Below are 15,450 nucleotides of genomic sequence, written 5' to 3'. Positions count from 1 at the left end.
TGACCATTTACTGACAGGCCGGGGCAACCACGGCCTGTTTTTGTATATAAATTTGCCTCACCTTATTTACAATCACTGATACCATGCACAGGATATTTACTATCGTATTTTTATTATTTGTTGCCAAATTTGCCATGGCAGGCCCTGAAGAGCCATGGTCATTAAGCACCGACAAAGACGGCATCAGGGTTTACACCCGTCATATTGCAAATTCAAAAATCAAAGCCATAAAAGTAGAGTGCACATTTAATGCTTCAGCAGCACAATTGGTGGCGGTTCTTATGGATATCAAAACCTGCAGCGAATGGGTTTACCACACCAAGTCGGCAACTGTTATTAAAGAAGTTTCTCCTTCAGATATTTATTACTACTCGGAAGTAAACATACCATGGCCGGTTCATAACCGTGATTTTGTGGCACATTTAAAAGTTACGCAAGACCCTAAAACCAAAGTGGTTACCATCGACGCGCCGGTTATCTCAAATATGGTACCCGCGAAAGATGGCATCGTAAGAGTTGAAAACTCAACCGGCAGGTGGGTTATCACTCCCGTTGATGGCAATCATGTAAGTATCGTTTACACCCTGCACCTTGATCCGGGAGGCTCGGTACCCGCATGGCTTATCAACATGTTTGCAGCGCAAGGCCCTATCGAAAGTTTTAAAGGCTTGAAAAAACAATTGCAGAAACCGGCTTATAAGGATGTGAAGCTGGCGTATGTGCAGTAGCCCCCCAGCCCCCTAAAGGGGGGAGCGTTTAGCAACGAATTTATAATTGAAAACAAATTTCGCGTTAAGGATTGCAGCGGATACCCGCCTGTGACTAAAGCCTGCGCAGTATGAGCGGAAAGCCTGGCCGAAGGCAACGCCCATATTCTGAACCGGGATTTTTAGGATTAAGAGATTTATTGGATTTTATTCTCGGCCAGTAATATTAAGGCTACCTTAAAAAGTATATAGCCGTATAAGGTTCTGTCTATTATCTAATTTCAAACGTTCTGGTTCAGACAAATCCTGTCCTCAAAAAAATCCCCCCAAATCCTGGTTAAGACAATCTGCAAATAAACGTCAACATTTTGCAAATAAAATTGAAAACTCGTATCACACTTAGCTGTACTTTCGGTGTTAGTATATAACCGTTTAATTTGCCGGCAGGATACCAGGGGATAGTTGTGCAAATGATAAACGCTAATATTGCTTTAACCAATAAAGTAAACGTGTAAACGATGAGAGTTGCCTTGTTTGTTCCTTGCTATGTTGACCAGTTTTACCCAAAAGCGGCCATTGCCACGCTGGAGTTACTGGAGAAACTTGGCTGTGAGGTCCACTACCCTAAAAATCAAACCTGCTGCGGACAGCCGATGGCTAATTCGGGCTATGAGCATTTAACCGGCGGCTGCAATAATCTATTTGTCGATAATTTTTCGGGATACGATTATGTCGTTTGTCCTTCGGGGAGTTGTACCCTGCACATCAAAGAGCATTTACACGCCGATGGAAAAGAGGAACAGGCAACTGAGATCCGTAAAAAAGTTTATGAGCTTACCGAGTTTTTGGTTGATGTTTTAAAAGTAAAACAACTTTCGGCCAGTTTCCCTTACAAGGTTGGTTTACACCAGAGCTGCCATGGTTTACGTGGTTTGCGAATAGCCCAGATGAGCGAGTTGGTTGCCGAACCATTCAGCAAACCGGCCCAGTTACTGGATCTGGTGAATGGACTGGAACTGGTACCACTCAGCCGTCAGGATGATTGCTGCGGTTTTGGAGGAACGTTTTGTGTAGTCGAGGAGGCAGTGTCGGCCAAAATGGGGAAAGACCGTGTGGCCGATCACATATCGCACGGGGCACAATACATCACCTCGGCCGATCTTTCGTGCCTGATGCACCTCGAAGGCATTCTGCGCCGCCAAAACAGCGATGTTAAAGTAATTCACGTAGCCGAAATTTTAAACAACAGCCTGTAATGAGTACCGCTACTACCAAAGATCACCCGCATTTAGCTGCCGAATTTAACCGCGATGAGCCCCGTGTAAACTGGCACGACGAAACCCTGTGGTGGGTACGTGCCAAACGGGATATTGCCGCTCATAAACTCCCCGAATGGGAGTTGCTGCGCGAAACGGCATCGCAAATAAAATTCAACGTACTCTCAAACTTGAGTGCATATTTGGAGCAATTTGAGGCCAATGCTACCAAAAATGGCATCATAGTGCACTGGGCGGCAGATGCCACAGAACATAACCAAATTGTACACAGCTTACTTGAACAAAAGGGCATTACCAAAATGGTAAAAAGCAAGTCCATGCTTACCGAGGAATGCCATTTAAATGAATACCTGAAAGAGCAGGGCATTGATGTAATTGACTCCGACCTTGGGGAGCGCATTGTACAGTTGGCCAATGAACCGCCAAGCCATATCGTACTGCCTTGTATTCATAAAAAGAAAGAAGAAATAGGCGATATTTTCCACGAACATTTAGGCTCAGCCAAAGGCGAATCGGACCCTAAAATATTGACTGAAACTGCCCGTCAGCATTTACGCGAGGTATTTTTAACCCGTCGCGCGGCGCTTACCGGCGTTAATTTTGCGGTTGCCGACACAGGTGAGTTCGTGATTTGTACCAATGAGGGTAACGCCGATATGGGGGCGCATTTAGCCGAGATCCATATCGCATCCATGGGCATCGAAAAGCTTATTCCAGAAAGGAAACACCTCGGTGTGTTTTTGCGCCTGCTTACCCGCAGTGCTACCGGACAGCCTATTACGACTTACTCGAGCCATTTCAGCAAACCCCAGGAAGATACCGAAATTCATATTGTTATTGTTGATAACGGACGCAGCATACAGCTGGGTCGCGAGGACTTTCGCAACTCGTTGAAATGTATCCGGTGCGGGGCTTGTATGAATACCTGCCCGGTTTATCGCAAAAGCGGCGGGCACAGCTACCATACTGCCGTTGCAGGACCAATCGGATCTATCCTGGCGCCAAACCTCGACATGAAAAAATATGCTGATTTGCCTTTTGCCTCTACCCTTTGCGGTTCGTGCAGCAACGTGTGCCCGGTTAAGATAGATATTCATGACCAGCTGTATAAATGGCGGCAGGTGATTGTGAAGGAAGGATATTCGCCCAAAGCCAAAACTATGGCCATGAAGGCCATGGCATTGACGCTGGCATCGCCAACTTTATACCGCATGGGTGGCAAAACCGGGCGACTGGTATTTAAATATGCGCCATTTGCGGTAAACAATAAATTAAACCCATGGTACAATCAACGCGAAATGCCAAAAGCACCCGATGAATCGTTTGGCGAATGGTATGCCAAAAGGAAAGGAGCAAAAAACTCATGAGCCGGGAAAAAATATTAGCTGCTGTAAAATTTAATCAGCCCGCTGCTATGCCGCTGCCAGATATGGAAGTGCTGAATACGCTAACCGATGTCAGAACTGATCTGGTATCAAAATACAAAACCATCGCTACAGCAGGCGGCAGCTTTGTTTATGAGGTTAGTGACTTTGATGAGATCAAAACCATCATTAATAACGAATTTAAAGCCGGCGTTAAGATCATATCTGCCCTTAGCGAACTGAGCGATTACATTTATGCCGAAAACGTGAAACACGAAGACGGCCACAACTTTGCCGATGTGGAGCTAACCGTGCTTAGTACTAAACTTGGTGTTGCCGAAAACGGGGCCCTCTGGCTTACCGAAAAAGATATGGGCAGCCGGGTATTACCTTTTATTGCCCAGCATTTGGCAGTAGTGATCAGTAAAGATGATTTTGTACCTACCATGGCGCAGGCTTACCAGGTAATTGCCGATGCTGATTATGGCTATGGCTCGTTTATCTCCGGCCCTTCAAAAACAGCAGATATTGAGCAATCATTGGTGATTGGTGCGCATGGGCCAAGGAGTTTATCTGTTTTTATACTTTCGTAAAAACCACTTAAAAAGTTCATGTCATTATAAGCGCGGCGCGGCAACCGCACGGAAGCATATCCGCCCTGTATAGTGTGCGAATGCTTCGTCGTTCCTCCTCGCAATGGCAATAAGAAAAATGTCATTGAGCGCAGCGCGGCAACCGCACGGAAGCATAGCCGCTCTGTAAAGCATGCGATTACTTCGTCGTACCTCCTCGCAATGCCCCCTCATCTATCCTAAAAATCAACAACTTACAACAATGACAAATGGATGATACAAAAATATACCGATTGGTATATTTTTGTATTGTCAAAGCTAAATGACACTCAACAATATGAAAACTTCACAAAATACAGTATTGATCACCGGTGGCAGTGCCGGTATAGGTTTTGAAATTGCCAAACAACTATCAGCTAAAAATAACCATATAATTATTATTGGTCGCAACCAGGAACGTTTGGATAAAGCCGCCGCTCAATTAAAAAATGTAACCGCTATTAAAGCCGATATCTCAAACGCCGAAGACGTGGAAGCGTTAACCGCGCAAGTGAAAAAAGATTTCCCTCAGTTAAACGTGGTGATCAATAACGCCGGTGCAGCTTCAATTAACAACCTGCTCACCACGCCTAATGTTTTTGAAAACGCGCAGACTGAAATGTTTACCAACTATATTCAGTAATCCGCCTTAACGAAAAACTGCTGCCGGTTTTACAGCAGCAAAGCAAAGCGGCTATCGTAAACGTATCATCAATAGTTGCTTTTTTGCCTGGCAAGCAAACTGCCACCTACTCAGCAACTAAAGCCGCCCTGCACTCTTATACAATTTCATTAAGGGCCGCTTTAGAAGATACTAACATTAAAGTATTTGAGCTAATGCCTCCATTGGTCGATACCGAATTTTCGGCAGAGATTGGCGGGCACAATGGTATCCCTGCATCGCAGGTTGCTGATGAATTTGTTGCAGGCTTTGAAACCGACAACTTCGAGATCCACGTTGGTGGTACCGAACCATTCTACCGTCTGTTCCTGTCAAACCCAGCCGAAGCATTGAAAGCCCTTCACCAGAGATAATTCTCTGGCTTAATTTTTTTACCCTAAAAAATACCGATTGGTATTTTTTAGGGTAATTATTAGTTTCTAACTCATACTTCAATGAAAAAAAGCATCCTCATCATTACCGTTATAGCAGCCGCTATTATGGAACTGATAGATACCTCAATAGTAAATGTTGCCCTTTCGCACATGAGCGGTAACCTTGGCGCCACGCTCGAAGATACTTCCTGGGTGATAACCGCCTACGCTATAGCGAATATCATCGTTATACCCATGACCAGTTTTTTAACCGCGAAACTTGGCCGCCGTAACTATTATATCGGATCAATTATCGCTTTTACCTTCTTTTCGGCCATGTGCGGGTTTGCCTCAAATATCTGGACGCTGGTTGCTTTCCGCTTTTTACAGGGCATTGGCGGCGGCGCACTTTTGTCAGTATCTCAAGCCATTGTGTTTGAAGTTTATGGTAAAGACCGCGTAAGTATAGCCAGCGCGCTATTTGGCGTGGGTGTATTTTTAGGTCCAACCATCGGCCCCACCCTGGGCGGCTTCATTACTGAAAACTATACCTGGCCATGGATCTTTTATATCAACATCCCAATCGGTATTGCTGTAACCATATCAAGTTTATTGCTGGTTACCGAACCGGAGATCAAAGCCAAAGTAAAAAGTGTGGACTGGTGGGGCATCCTTCTGCTGATTATAGGCATCGGCTCGCTTCAAACTGTATTAGAACGCGGTGAAACTGACGACTGGTTTGCCGCCGGTTACATTATAGTGCTTACTATAATAGCCGTTATAAGTCTTAGTACTTTCATTTGGTGGGAGCTTACAACCCCTAACCCGGTTATTGATCTACGGGTACTGAGAAGCAAGTCGCTCGCTGTAGCGGCTATACTGACATTTGTAACCGGGTTTGGCCTGTTTACGTCTGTATTCCTCACACCTGTGCTTGCCCAAAGGGTGCTCCTGTTCCCGCCAACTATTACGGGGCTTATTCTGTTGCCAGGCGCGGTACTGGCCATTGTGGGCTTGTTATTTTCGGCCACATTGTTAAAAAAAGGTGTATCTCCATTGGTTATCATTACTGCGGGGTTCGTTATCTTCATCAGCTTTACCTGGCAAATGTCGCACATGAATCTGGAGGCAGCGCCTGGTGATTTGGTTGGCCCACTAATTTACCGTGCCATGGGTATTGCCTTATTAACCGTACCCCTTACCGCTTTAGCTGTATCGGGGCTCGAACCTAAAGACATTCCACAGGGAACTGCTTTAAATAATATGATGCGGCAGTTAGGTGGTTCATTTGGTATCGCCGTAATTAATACATATGTAGCCCAACGTTTCGGATTACACCGCAATGACCTGTTATCCAATATCAATATTTTCAATGATCAAACTACAGCAAGGATCACCAAGCTTAGCAACTATTTCAGCAGCCGGGGTTTTTCATCATTTGACGCTCATAAAAAGGCCATTGCGGTTATTGATAATACCTTTAACAGGCAATCATTTTTATTAAGTTACCTGGATGCCTACCTGTTTTCGGGTTTGATATTTTTACTGGCTATGCCGCTCTTATTCCTTGTTATCAACCGTAAAAAACAAGCCCGGGCTGTTGTTATCATAAATGACCACTAATTAAATACCAATTGGTATATTTGTAATATGGAAAACGAATTTTCAAAAGCCGAACGTACACGTCAATTCATTATTGAGCGTACCTCACCCGTGTTCAATAAAAAGGGGTATGCCGGCACATCCCTTTCCGACCTTACCGAAGCTACCGGACTAACCAAAGGCAGTATTTACGGTAATTTTAAAAACAAGGAAGAAGTAGCTGCCGAAGTATTTGAATACAACTCGGGCAAGGTGCGCAAGCAGATCCAGGAACGGATTCAGCGGGCCACCAGCTATCATGATAAATTATTGGTTTATGCCCAGGTATACCACAGTTTTACCCGGGGTGATTTTATTCCCGGTGGTTGCCCTATCCTGAATACCGCTGTTGATGCCGACGATACTAACCCATTATTGAAAGATAAAGCTGCCAGGGCAGTGATCCGCTGGAAAACAGGTATTGAAAACCTCATTAAGGCAGGCATTGAAGCAGGGGAACTGAAACCTGGTATTAATACTACAGAAACGGCCTTAAGCATGATAGCGCTTATTGAGGGCGGTATCATGATCTCAAAAGTGACAGATTCTCCTGCAAATTTGGATATCATTTTGGCATCTGTTCATAACCTCGTAGATAACCTGAAGCTGTAAATAATAACTATATCTTAGAGCCACAGGCTGTTACTTGATTGTTACAATAATTGGATATAACTTTGAAAACAAAGAAACGCTCCCCGTGTTATCTTCTTTACCAATTATTAATTATGTCGAAAAAGATCTTGATCCTTGATGATAGCGAGGATATTTTGGAAGTGATGAAAGATGCTCTGGAAATGGAGCACTATGAAGTTGAGGTACTGAATTATACTGATGACATATGCAAGGCGGCGCTATCAGCCAATGCCGACCTTGTGATTTTGGATTACATTTTATTCGGTATAAACGGTGGCGAACTTTGCCATATGTTAAAAACCAACCCGGCGACGGCGCACATCCCGGTGGTGATGGTATCGGCTTATCCGCGTGTGCTGGAATCCTTAGGCAATTATGGCTCCGATGCTTTTATTGCCAAGCCTTTTAACCTGAGCGACGTTATTGACACGGTTAACCATTGTTTTTTAACGGCCGGCGATGATGTGGCTCATATGGCCTGAGATTTTCTGCTTGAGGATTTTAAACTTACGAAGTTTTGAAAACTTCGTAAGTTTTCCTCTCCGCTCTATTTCATACTTTATCTAAACAAATCAAAACTATACTGCGCTACGCTCCAAAACTCATCAAGCGCAATGATGCGGGGTTTAAAAAAAGAAATCAATGCAGGCCAGTCTTCCTGCTTAAATACGCTTACATGGGGTAGGGTTTTAATAATGCGGCTCACTGTTTTACCATACTCATCGGTAGTATGCAACTCCCACTCCCATTCTTCATCAAGCTGACTGCTCAGGACATTTTTTAACTCAACAAACTGATCGAACATTAATTGCTGGATATCAGCATCGGGATGACTCATTTCAATAGCTATAAAGGCAGACTTTTTATCAGCTTCCATTTTAAAGTACAGGTGCTTGATACCAGTTTTATAATTAACCCAGTTAGTGCGCAGGCCATCGGCCGAAAGTTGGGGTTTGAGGTATTGTCCAAACGCTGTCCAGAACGCCTGTTTTAGTTGAGTTGCCTGTTCTTTTGAGTACAATTTACCGGGATTGATGAGAGGCAAAAGTAAGGGTTTTAAAATTAAATGGAGGAAACCGTAATCCTGAGTTTGAAACAGGGTGAACGCCAAAGGCGATATAACAAAAGAAGGGCTGTTAGTCTGAGCCTGTCGAAGACTCGTGCGCAGAGGCCCTGCCCGCCATGCTTCGACAGGCTCAGCACGACACCCGTTTTAACATGTCATTCTAAGCGATAATGAAGAATCTTTTTCATTAATGCAGAGGCACTATACAGGGCGAAAAAGATCTTTGGTTCCTACCCATGACATAATAAATAAAGAATGTTACCGTCAGCAGGTAAGCTTCGGGTGAAAGCGGGCAGAACAATGGTGGCCTTGAGCGTTGGAAGGGGCATAGCAAGTTTTTGCAGAAGCATTGGGAAAGCGTAAGCGTAGCAGGGCAAAATAATTGCAGCCCGTGGTTTTGCCCGTTTTGCAGGGCAAAGGCCGGCGCGACGGGTTGTGGAGTAGATGAGCACAAAGAAGCCTATCTGCTGACTTGACTTTTTGGGTACTTTTGTGTCAAGACAAAAGTATCTGGCTCCGCGCGGCCAAGAGCGCGACGATGCAAGTTCAATACCACTAAGTACCTTGTCTGCCTATAAGAGATTGCTTCGTAACTTAGCAATGATGTGGAGGAGATGTCATTGCTCCTTCAGAATCCAACGGATTTAAATCACTCAGGATGACAATAAAAGTTAATTTCATTTTACCTTCAGAGGCCTGGATCTCCTACTCAGCATAACAGCCCTTTTTAACCTTGTAATTACCTAATAAACCCTATCTTTACAATTACCACATTAATATTTTATGGCAAGCTACCAGGTAAACTGCATTGATAAACCCAAAGCATCAAGTACACACGAACAAATAACACACATCGGTTATTATGAATCATTAGACCGGCCAAGGGTAGTGATTTCCGTTGCCGAAGCCATAGCCCGTATCGAAGCCAACAGCCAGGCTTTTTATGTAAGCACCGAAAGAGGCAAAACCTATCTTACCGTAGTAAAACCCGAAAACGGTGGCAAAAAACATCTCCAATCTCTAATTGACAGGGCCGGTATCGATAACCTGCTGACGCTCGAAGAAGTTTAGATAGCAACGGTTAAAACCTTTCTCCTTTAACCTTTTCCCTTTCAACTCAAAAACAATCTATTCCTTTTTATCAACTATGTACGATGTAACTTGTTTTACCTTGCCATTTTCCAGCTCATAAAAATCGGCATAGTACATAGCCATGTCTTTGCCATCTTTGTCTTTGCATTGAACAAGGCCGTCAACAGCCGCGGTATTACCCTCCACTAAAATATGATCCTTGGTTGATGAAACCATTTTTACATCTTCCATTCCGCCTAAAAATTGCTCCACTTCATTCTTCCCGTCCATAATAGTTACGGATGAGCCTTTCATAGTCCATTTTACGTCGTCGGCAAAAAAACTTAGGATCTTTTCAACGTCATTATTATCAAAAGCGTCGATAACATGCTGTACAATTTCTTTAGTTGCCATGATAGTTTGATTTTGTTTAAGATAAAGTTAAACCTAATATGGCCTGGCGAAGAGGGGCAAAAATGACATTATCAGGGTGCTATATGACTTATATGATTCAAAAAGTACAATTCTTCAATTGATATTATTCCATCACAAATAACCTCCAAATCATTTCTATTATTTATATTGCCTCAAGATAACCAACCTTAACATGATCAATAAACAGCCGGTAGTTCAAAGCCCCAATACCTTCCTGAAAACTATATCAATAATCCACCTCGCTCTGATAGCCGGACAAATTATGTTTGCCGCAGTAACTTTCATGATAACTAACAAAACAACTACTGGACAGCGTGATAATGTGTTCATTTATGTTGTACCCATAATGGCCTTTACTGGTCTTGCCGTAAGCAACATATTATTTAAAACAATGGTGAGCAAAATTGACGGCCAAAGTCCGTTGAAGACTAAACTCGCTGCTTATCAATCTGCCTTGATCGTGAGGTTTGCTTTATTAGAGGGGCCTTCCCTTTTTGCTATTGTGAGCTTCATGCTAACCGGCAACCTGATTTTTTTGGGCATATCCGGAGCTATCATAGCCTACTTTATTTATCTGCGCCCGACAAAGCAAAAAATTGAAGATGATTTAAATTTAGGGTATGAGGAAAAGGCAGAACTTGATGGAACTGATAAAATTTATTAATGATATTCATTTAAATCACACCTAAATCTGCTTATATGAATGCCTATTTTGACCAGGATACTCACGAAAACGAGATAGACCTTGAAACCAATGAAGATGTTTTACAACGGATATACAACGATGGCGTAACACCAACTGATGAATTGCCAATAGAATTTTTCTTCCTTACTGATAGCCAAACAAAGGCCGATAATTTCAGGAATCATCTTCAGGAAGCATTCCCGACTTATCAGGATATTGAAATATCTGATTACGACGGTGACTTTGAAATTTCAGGTACTACCGAACCTATCAAAATGGAGTTGCAGGCTATTAATGACTGGAATTCGACAATGTGGAATACTGGCTATAAATTCGATTGCAGACTGGATGGATGGCAAGTTGGAACATAATAGGCATCAGAAGTTAAAACTTTCTCTTTCTATAATAAAAATCATGTCATTGCGAGCGTAGCGCGGCAATCTCGTAGCCAATGCATATCGAAGACACATAGCTACGAGATTGCTTCGTCGTTTCTTCTCGCAATGACACGGTTTTTAAAACGACCTTTCCAACTGATTTGCATCCTCCGAACACTTATGGCCGATACATAACCCGGTTAATTTGTGAGTACGTCATAAAACTAATAGCGTAATTCAATCCAAATCGTGAGATTTGCGCTAACCAAATCGCGCCTGATTTATGTATCCCGAACTCATCAACCACATTAAACGATATGTTCAGCTATCAGAGGCTGATGAGGCAACCATTTGCAGACATTTTGAGCCTAAGAACTTTAAAAAGAAGGAATTCATCTTAGAACCCGGCAAACTTTGTGCTGGTAACTATTTTGTAACTAAAGGCCTGGTGAGGCAATACTTTGTTAATAACAAGCTCAATGAGCAAATCATCCAGTTCGGTTTGGAAAACTGGTGGATAGCCGATCAGGACAGTCTGCTTAATCACCAGCCCGCCACAACCTATATCCAAGCCATTGAGGCTTCAGAAATGCTATTGCTTACCGAAAAGAACCGTATAGCATTATTTGAAGCGGTTCCACAGATGGAAAGCTATTTCCGCGTCATGATGCAAAAGGCCTTCATTGCATCACAAAGACGTATAGGTTATATCTTTAATCAAAACGATGAGGAACGTTATCGTCACTTCACCGGTTTGTTCCCGGCTTTTGTGCAGCGGGTACCCCAATATATGCTTGCTTCCTATTTAGGCTTCACCCCACAATTTTTGAGCAGGTTAAGGGCTAAAAAAATCTGATTTTCTTAAACTCAGTTCATTTTTTGAGGGCATGTTTATCCCCAACTTTGTATTAACAAAAAAGAAAAAAACATGAACCGCTTAAAAATAAACACCGCCGAACCAGCTGGATACAGGGCCATGATTGCCCTTGAAAAATACATTGAAAGCACCGAGTTAACCACCCGTCATAAAGACCTGATCAAGATCCGCGCTTCACAAATTAATGGCTGTGCTTACTGCGTGGATATGCACACTACAGATGCACGCAAAGCCGGCGAAACCGAACGCCGCATCTATAACATCAGCGTTTGGCACGAAGCACCTTTCTTTGATGAGCAGGAACGTGCAATATTAGCCCTTACCGAAGAAGTAACCCTGATCGCCGGCCGCGTATCTGACGAAACCTATAAAAAAGCCGCAGAATTGTTTGACGAAAAATACCTGGCACAAGTGATTATGGCTATCATCACCATCAATGCCTGGAACCGCATTGGTGTAACTACCCAACTTCAGCCATCACTCGATTAATCCTTTTTAATTTTGTTGTTTTGATTTTAAGCCGCCTGCGTAGTACCGGGCGGCTTTGTTGTTAAATTAATAACTAATCTGCGCCCCAGGCCATCATCAATGCCACTTCATAAGTGCCTAAAACATTGGCCGGGTCGTTAGCTATAATTTCGTGTACCTGGGCTTCGTCATCAACAGCCAAAATCCCGAGACCATAAACGCCTTTCGGGTCGAAAACCGGGCCAAAGATGAGCACCAGGCCTTCTTTCATTTTCCCTTTCAGATATTCGGAATGAGCTTGCATAATAACGCGTTCGTCATCGGTCATATCGTTAGGAAACGTTGGGCGGTTACCCACCAGCTTTATTACGAAATGCTTTTTCATCCTAATAAATTTAATAATTATTACTGAATGATGTTTAAAGGAATAATTATTGATAGCTATATATAAATCATTGTCACCTTAAATAATTACTCCTATGACAACAGAAGCAGGTGCAACAGTTGGCAGCGCCAATGACGTGGTGCTTTCCTTCATAAAAGCATTAAACGAAGAAAATTTTGCAGAGGCCCGCAATTGCGTGGCAGACGACTTGAAATTTGTAGGCGTACTTGGCCAGCGCGACGGTGCCGATGCCTATTTTACTGATATGCAGCACATGAAGCTAAAATATGATATTAAACGTGTGTTTAGCGATGGCGATGATGTATGTATCTTTTATGATATTGATATGGACCGCGCCACCATATTCAGCTGCGGGTGGTATCATGTGGTTGATGGTAAGATAAACTCCATCAGGGTAATATTTGATCCGAGACCATTGTTGTAAGTAATAAAACAGTTGAAGACTTACGAAGTTTCTAAAACTTCGTAAGTCTGGATTTTAGAAGATGGTTACGTTATACTCTGTTATTTACTTCCTTTCCCAATTATCTGTACGGAAAGGCGAAGCCGGTAATCCGACGCCATTGTACAACGTACTTACCGGGTTATTGGACCAGGCGTACCTTACGGCAACGGGGTTTGTAACATCCGGGCTGCTTACTATAACCCTATTGCCTTTTATAACAGCAGTAGCCCAGTAAAACTTTTTATCCTCACCGGCTATGGCAAAACCCTGCATATTGTCGCCTCCCTGTGCTTTTAAACCGCCATCGGTATAATTAAAGCTTAATTCAATTTTATCACCATCAATTTTCTGCGATTTGTACATCGGCCCGGAATAGGGCTGTTTTTTATGATAGGTTTTATCAAGCGCGACCAATGCCAGCCTCCGGCCAACTTCCTGTTTATTTTTTGGGTGGATATTATCAGCTTCACCCAGATCGGCAGCTACGGCCATACCTGTATTGGGTAGCTCAAGCGTTTTTGTTTGTGCCTCCCGCAACTCTGCCCATCCTGATGCAACGGGGTCGGCTTCACGTTTTTGCCAGTTAGCTAACTGTACAAAATAAAATGGGAAATTGCCTTCATTCCAAATGGTACGCCAGCCGTTTATCATGCCCTCAAACAATTCTTTATACTGGCCCGACCTGCCTGTATTGGCTTCGCCCTGGTACCAGATTACGCCACGGATAGCCATAGGTGTAAGCGGATTGATCATCGCATTATACAACACAGCCAACCGGTTCGGGTTATTGGCAACAGGCATTGGCGGCAGGCTTTTTATATTAAAACCAATTTTATAATCCCAGGTACCGGCTAAGGAGACCTTTTCACCCGATGCTGATACCAACTGCATTTCATCGGCGCCATACAGACCGCCACCACCGCCGCTGTCAAAAACCCGCACGGTGATCACCGATTCCCCGGCCTTTACCTTTGTAGCAGGAATAATGTAATTACGCGACTGTGTGTAACCATCCGTAGCGCCTATCTTTTCACTGTTAAAAAATGTTATTTCATTATCATCTATCTTACCCAGGCTAATCTTCACATCCTGCCCGGCCCAGGCTGCAGGAATGATGATCTTTTTACGGAACCAAACAACGCCATCGAAATCTCCTAAACCGCCTTTTTCAAAAAACTGGGGCAGCAACATGCTCCGCCAGCCGGCAGTATCAGGATTAAACGCGTTATTATTGGTATACCCCCAATCAGCAGCGGCGGCAAGTTTGTTCCAAGCATCCATTTTTTGTGCAAAGGTTAATGGCGTTTCTGTTTTAGCAGATTCCTGCTGCTGTTTGATCTGTGCGCTGAAAACCGGGTTATTAGTAAGCGTGTTTTCATCGCTCCAGACTTCGATCATAGTACCACCCCAGTTTGAACTGATGAGGCCGATAGGAATTTTAACCTGTTTATTGATCTCCCTGGCAAAAAAATAAGCTACCGACGAAAATTCGCCGATAGTTTGAGGCGAGCATACCATCCAGCCGTTATTGGCAACTTTAATATTGGTTTGCGGGGTAAAGCTCGTTGCCTGCGATACCTGTAACAAACGGATCTCCGGATAATTTGCATTGGCTATTTCTTCTTTATAATTATTTACCTGGCCCCAACCGGCCACTGGCATTTCCATGTTCGACTGGCCGGAACAAATCCACACCTCCCCTATCAATACATTATTTAAAACCACTGGGTCGCTGCCGTCGGTTATAGTTACCTGGTACGGCCCTCCGTACGATGGCGTCTTGATCTTCGTTTTCCAGTTACCATCAGCACCGGCAATGGTTGTATAGGTTTTGTTGTTCCATGATGAGATAATGGTTACAGTTTTACCGGCATCTGCCTTGCCCCAAACCCGAGCCATGGTTTTTTGCTGCAAAACCATGTTATCGCTAAAAACACCCGGCATGATCACTTTGGCAAATGCACCGGCATTAAGCAATACACTTCCGATTAGTATGGGTAAAAACTTTTTGAGGTTCATTAATTTAGGTTTAATACTATAGTTATTGATGAATTGACTGGCCCTAAAGTTAAGTGCTGTAATTGACAAATTAAAAAACGTCCTGGCAACATTTAACAAACAATTCATTTCTGTAAGGCTATGAACGCAACATATAAAATACCTAAAAAGCGATTTGCATTTATAAGTTTCGAAGAATAATGTGAGAAAGCGCCTGGATAAAATAAGTTGGCCCGGAAGGGGAATAAACAATGTGCTATCCCTGGCTAACACATTGTTTTTTAACTAAAACTGTATTTTACAATGAAAATACCCATTAAAGAACTATCGGGAATATCGTTAGGCAGCATTAAA

General features: G+C 43.3%; 19 protein-coding genes. 15 read left to right on the top strand and 4 right to left on the bottom strand.

The features are described from left to right. Positions 1-83: 83 nt before the first annotated feature. From DIU38_RS01910 to DIU38_RS01875, 9 genes are all read left to right on the top strand, one after another. Positions 84-728 (top strand): START domain-containing protein, encoded by a 645-nt coding sequence (locus DIU38_RS01910; protein ID WP_112652875.1) that lies wholly within the window; start codon positions 84-86, stop codon positions 726-728. 497 nt (positions 729-1,225) lie between these two features. Beyond that, a complete protein-coding gene (locus tag DIU38_RS01905; protein ID WP_112652874.1) occupies positions 1,226-1,963 on the top strand; it encodes a (Fe-S)-binding protein in 738 nt (245 codons plus the stop codon). Beyond that, a complete protein-coding gene (locus DIU38_RS01900) occupies positions 1,963-3,351 on the top strand; it encodes a lactate utilization protein B (RefSeq protein ID WP_112652873.1) in 1,389 nt (462 codons plus the stop codon). The genes DIU38_RS01905 and DIU38_RS01900 overlap by 1 nt, the downstream gene beginning before the upstream one ends. Beyond that, positions 3,348-3,941: a LutC/YkgG family protein gene (locus tag DIU38_RS01895; protein WP_243770590.1), complete on the top strand. Its 594-nt coding sequence runs from the start codon at positions 3,348-3,350 to the stop codon at positions 3,939-3,941. The genes DIU38_RS01900 and DIU38_RS01895 overlap by 4 nt, the downstream gene beginning before the upstream one ends. Before the next feature lie 316 nt (positions 3,942-4,257). Then, positions 4,258-4,602 (top strand): SDR family NAD(P)-dependent oxidoreductase, encoded by a 345-nt coding sequence (locus DIU38_RS34335; RefSeq protein WP_262714274.1) that lies wholly within the window; start codon positions 4,258-4,260, stop codon positions 4,600-4,602. Continuing rightward, a complete protein-coding gene (locus tag DIU38_RS34330) occupies positions 4,602-4,994 on the top strand; it encodes an SDR family NAD(P)-dependent oxidoreductase (RefSeq protein WP_317131855.1) in 393 nt (130 codons plus the stop codon). The genes DIU38_RS34335 and DIU38_RS34330 overlap by 1 nt, the downstream gene beginning before the upstream one ends. 81 nt (positions 4,995-5,075) lie before the next feature. Then, positions 5,076-6,617, top strand: coding sequence for a DHA2 family efflux MFS transporter permease subunit (locus tag DIU38_RS01885; RefSeq protein ID WP_112652871.1), 1,542 nt, complete (start codon positions 5,076-5,078; stop codon positions 6,615-6,617). Between the two features lie 27 nt (positions 6,618-6,644). After that, complete coding sequence (locus DIU38_RS01880; protein ID WP_112652870.1) at positions 6,645-7,247, top strand: TetR/AcrR family transcriptional regulator; 603 nt, start codon at positions 6,645-6,647, stop codon at positions 7,245-7,247. Between the two features lie 113 nt (positions 7,248-7,360). Next, a complete protein-coding gene (locus tag DIU38_RS01875) occupies positions 7,361-7,750 on the top strand; it encodes a response regulator (protein WP_091175012.1) in 390 nt (129 codons plus the stop codon). A gap of 77 nt (positions 7,751-7,827) precedes the next feature. On the opposite strand, the gene DIU38_RS01870 is transcribed toward DIU38_RS01875, so the two are convergent. Beyond that, positions 7,828-8,313 (bottom strand): DUF4268 domain-containing protein, encoded by a 486-nt coding sequence (locus tag DIU38_RS01870; protein ID WP_243770591.1) that lies wholly within the window; start codon positions 8,311-8,313, stop codon positions 7,828-7,830. 804 nt (positions 8,314-9,117) lie between these two features. On the opposite strand from DIU38_RS01870, the gene DIU38_RS01865 reads away from it, so the two are divergent. Then, positions 9,118-9,405 carry a DUF3892 domain-containing protein gene (locus DIU38_RS01865; protein ID WP_112652869.1) on the top strand — a complete coding sequence of 96 codons (288 nt, stop codon included), beginning with the start codon at positions 9,118-9,120 and terminating at the stop codon, positions 9,403-9,405. A 57-nt stretch (positions 9,406-9,462) separates the two neighbouring features. On the opposite strand, the gene DIU38_RS01860 is transcribed toward DIU38_RS01865, so the two are convergent. Continuing rightward, positions 9,463-9,819, bottom strand: a complete 357-nt coding sequence (locus tag DIU38_RS01860) for a nuclear transport factor 2 family protein (protein ID WP_112652868.1) — start codon at positions 9,817-9,819, stop codon at positions 9,463-9,465. A 193-nt stretch (positions 9,820-10,012) separates the two neighbouring features. Between DIU38_RS01860 and DIU38_RS01855 the strand changes: the two genes are divergently transcribed. The 4 genes from DIU38_RS01855 (at position 10,013) to DIU38_RS01840 (ending at position 12,268) form a co-directional block, all read left to right on the top strand. After that, positions 10,013-10,504 carry a hypothetical protein gene (locus DIU38_RS01855; RefSeq protein WP_112652867.1) on the top strand — a complete coding sequence of 164 codons (492 nt, stop codon included), beginning with the start codon at positions 10,013-10,015 and terminating at the stop codon, positions 10,502-10,504. A 35-nt stretch (positions 10,505-10,539) separates the two neighbouring features. Beyond that, entirely contained in the window at positions 10,540-10,896 is a 357-nt protein-coding gene (locus tag DIU38_RS01850; protein ID WP_112652866.1) for a ribonuclease E inhibitor RraB, read from the top strand. A gap of 289 nt (positions 10,897-11,185) precedes the next feature. Continuing rightward, a complete protein-coding gene (locus DIU38_RS01845; RefSeq protein WP_112652865.1) occupies positions 11,186-11,758 on the top strand; it encodes a Crp/Fnr family transcriptional regulator in 573 nt (190 codons plus the stop codon). A gap of 72 nt (positions 11,759-11,830) precedes the next feature. After that, positions 11,831-12,268, top strand: a complete 438-nt coding sequence (locus DIU38_RS01840) for a carboxymuconolactone decarboxylase family protein (RefSeq protein ID WP_112652864.1) — start codon at positions 11,831-11,833, stop codon at positions 12,266-12,268. A 73-nt stretch (positions 12,269-12,341) separates the two neighbouring features. Here the strand turns inward: DIU38_RS01840 and DIU38_RS01835 are convergent, their stop codons facing one another. Beyond that, the gene (locus DIU38_RS01835; RefSeq protein ID WP_112652863.1) at positions 12,342-12,632 is read right to left on the bottom strand and encodes a YciI family protein; all 291 of its coding nucleotides are present in this window, start codon (positions 12,630-12,632) and stop codon (positions 12,342-12,344) included. A gap of 94 nt (positions 12,633-12,726) precedes the next feature. Here DIU38_RS01835 and DIU38_RS01830 point away from each other — a divergent pair, with 94 nt between their 5' ends. Then, on the top strand, positions 12,727-13,077 hold the full coding sequence (locus DIU38_RS01830; RefSeq protein WP_112652862.1) for a nuclear transport factor 2 family protein: 351 nt from the start codon (positions 12,727-12,729) through the stop codon (positions 13,075-13,077). 84 nt (positions 13,078-13,161) lie between these two features. Here the strand turns inward: DIU38_RS01830 and DIU38_RS01825 are convergent, their stop codons facing one another. Then, entirely contained in the window at positions 13,162-15,117 is a 1,956-nt protein-coding gene (locus tag DIU38_RS01825; protein WP_112652925.1) for a sialate O-acetylesterase, read from the bottom strand. Positions 15,118-15,450 lie beyond the last annotated feature (333 nt).

It is taken from the genome of Mucilaginibacter metallidurans (genome assembly GCF_003286435.2).
Classification (GTDB): domain Bacteria; phylum Bacteroidota; class Bacteroidia; order Sphingobacteriales; family Sphingobacteriaceae; genus Mucilaginibacter; species Mucilaginibacter gossypii.
This window is presented reverse-complemented; position numbering and strand designations above follow the sequence as displayed.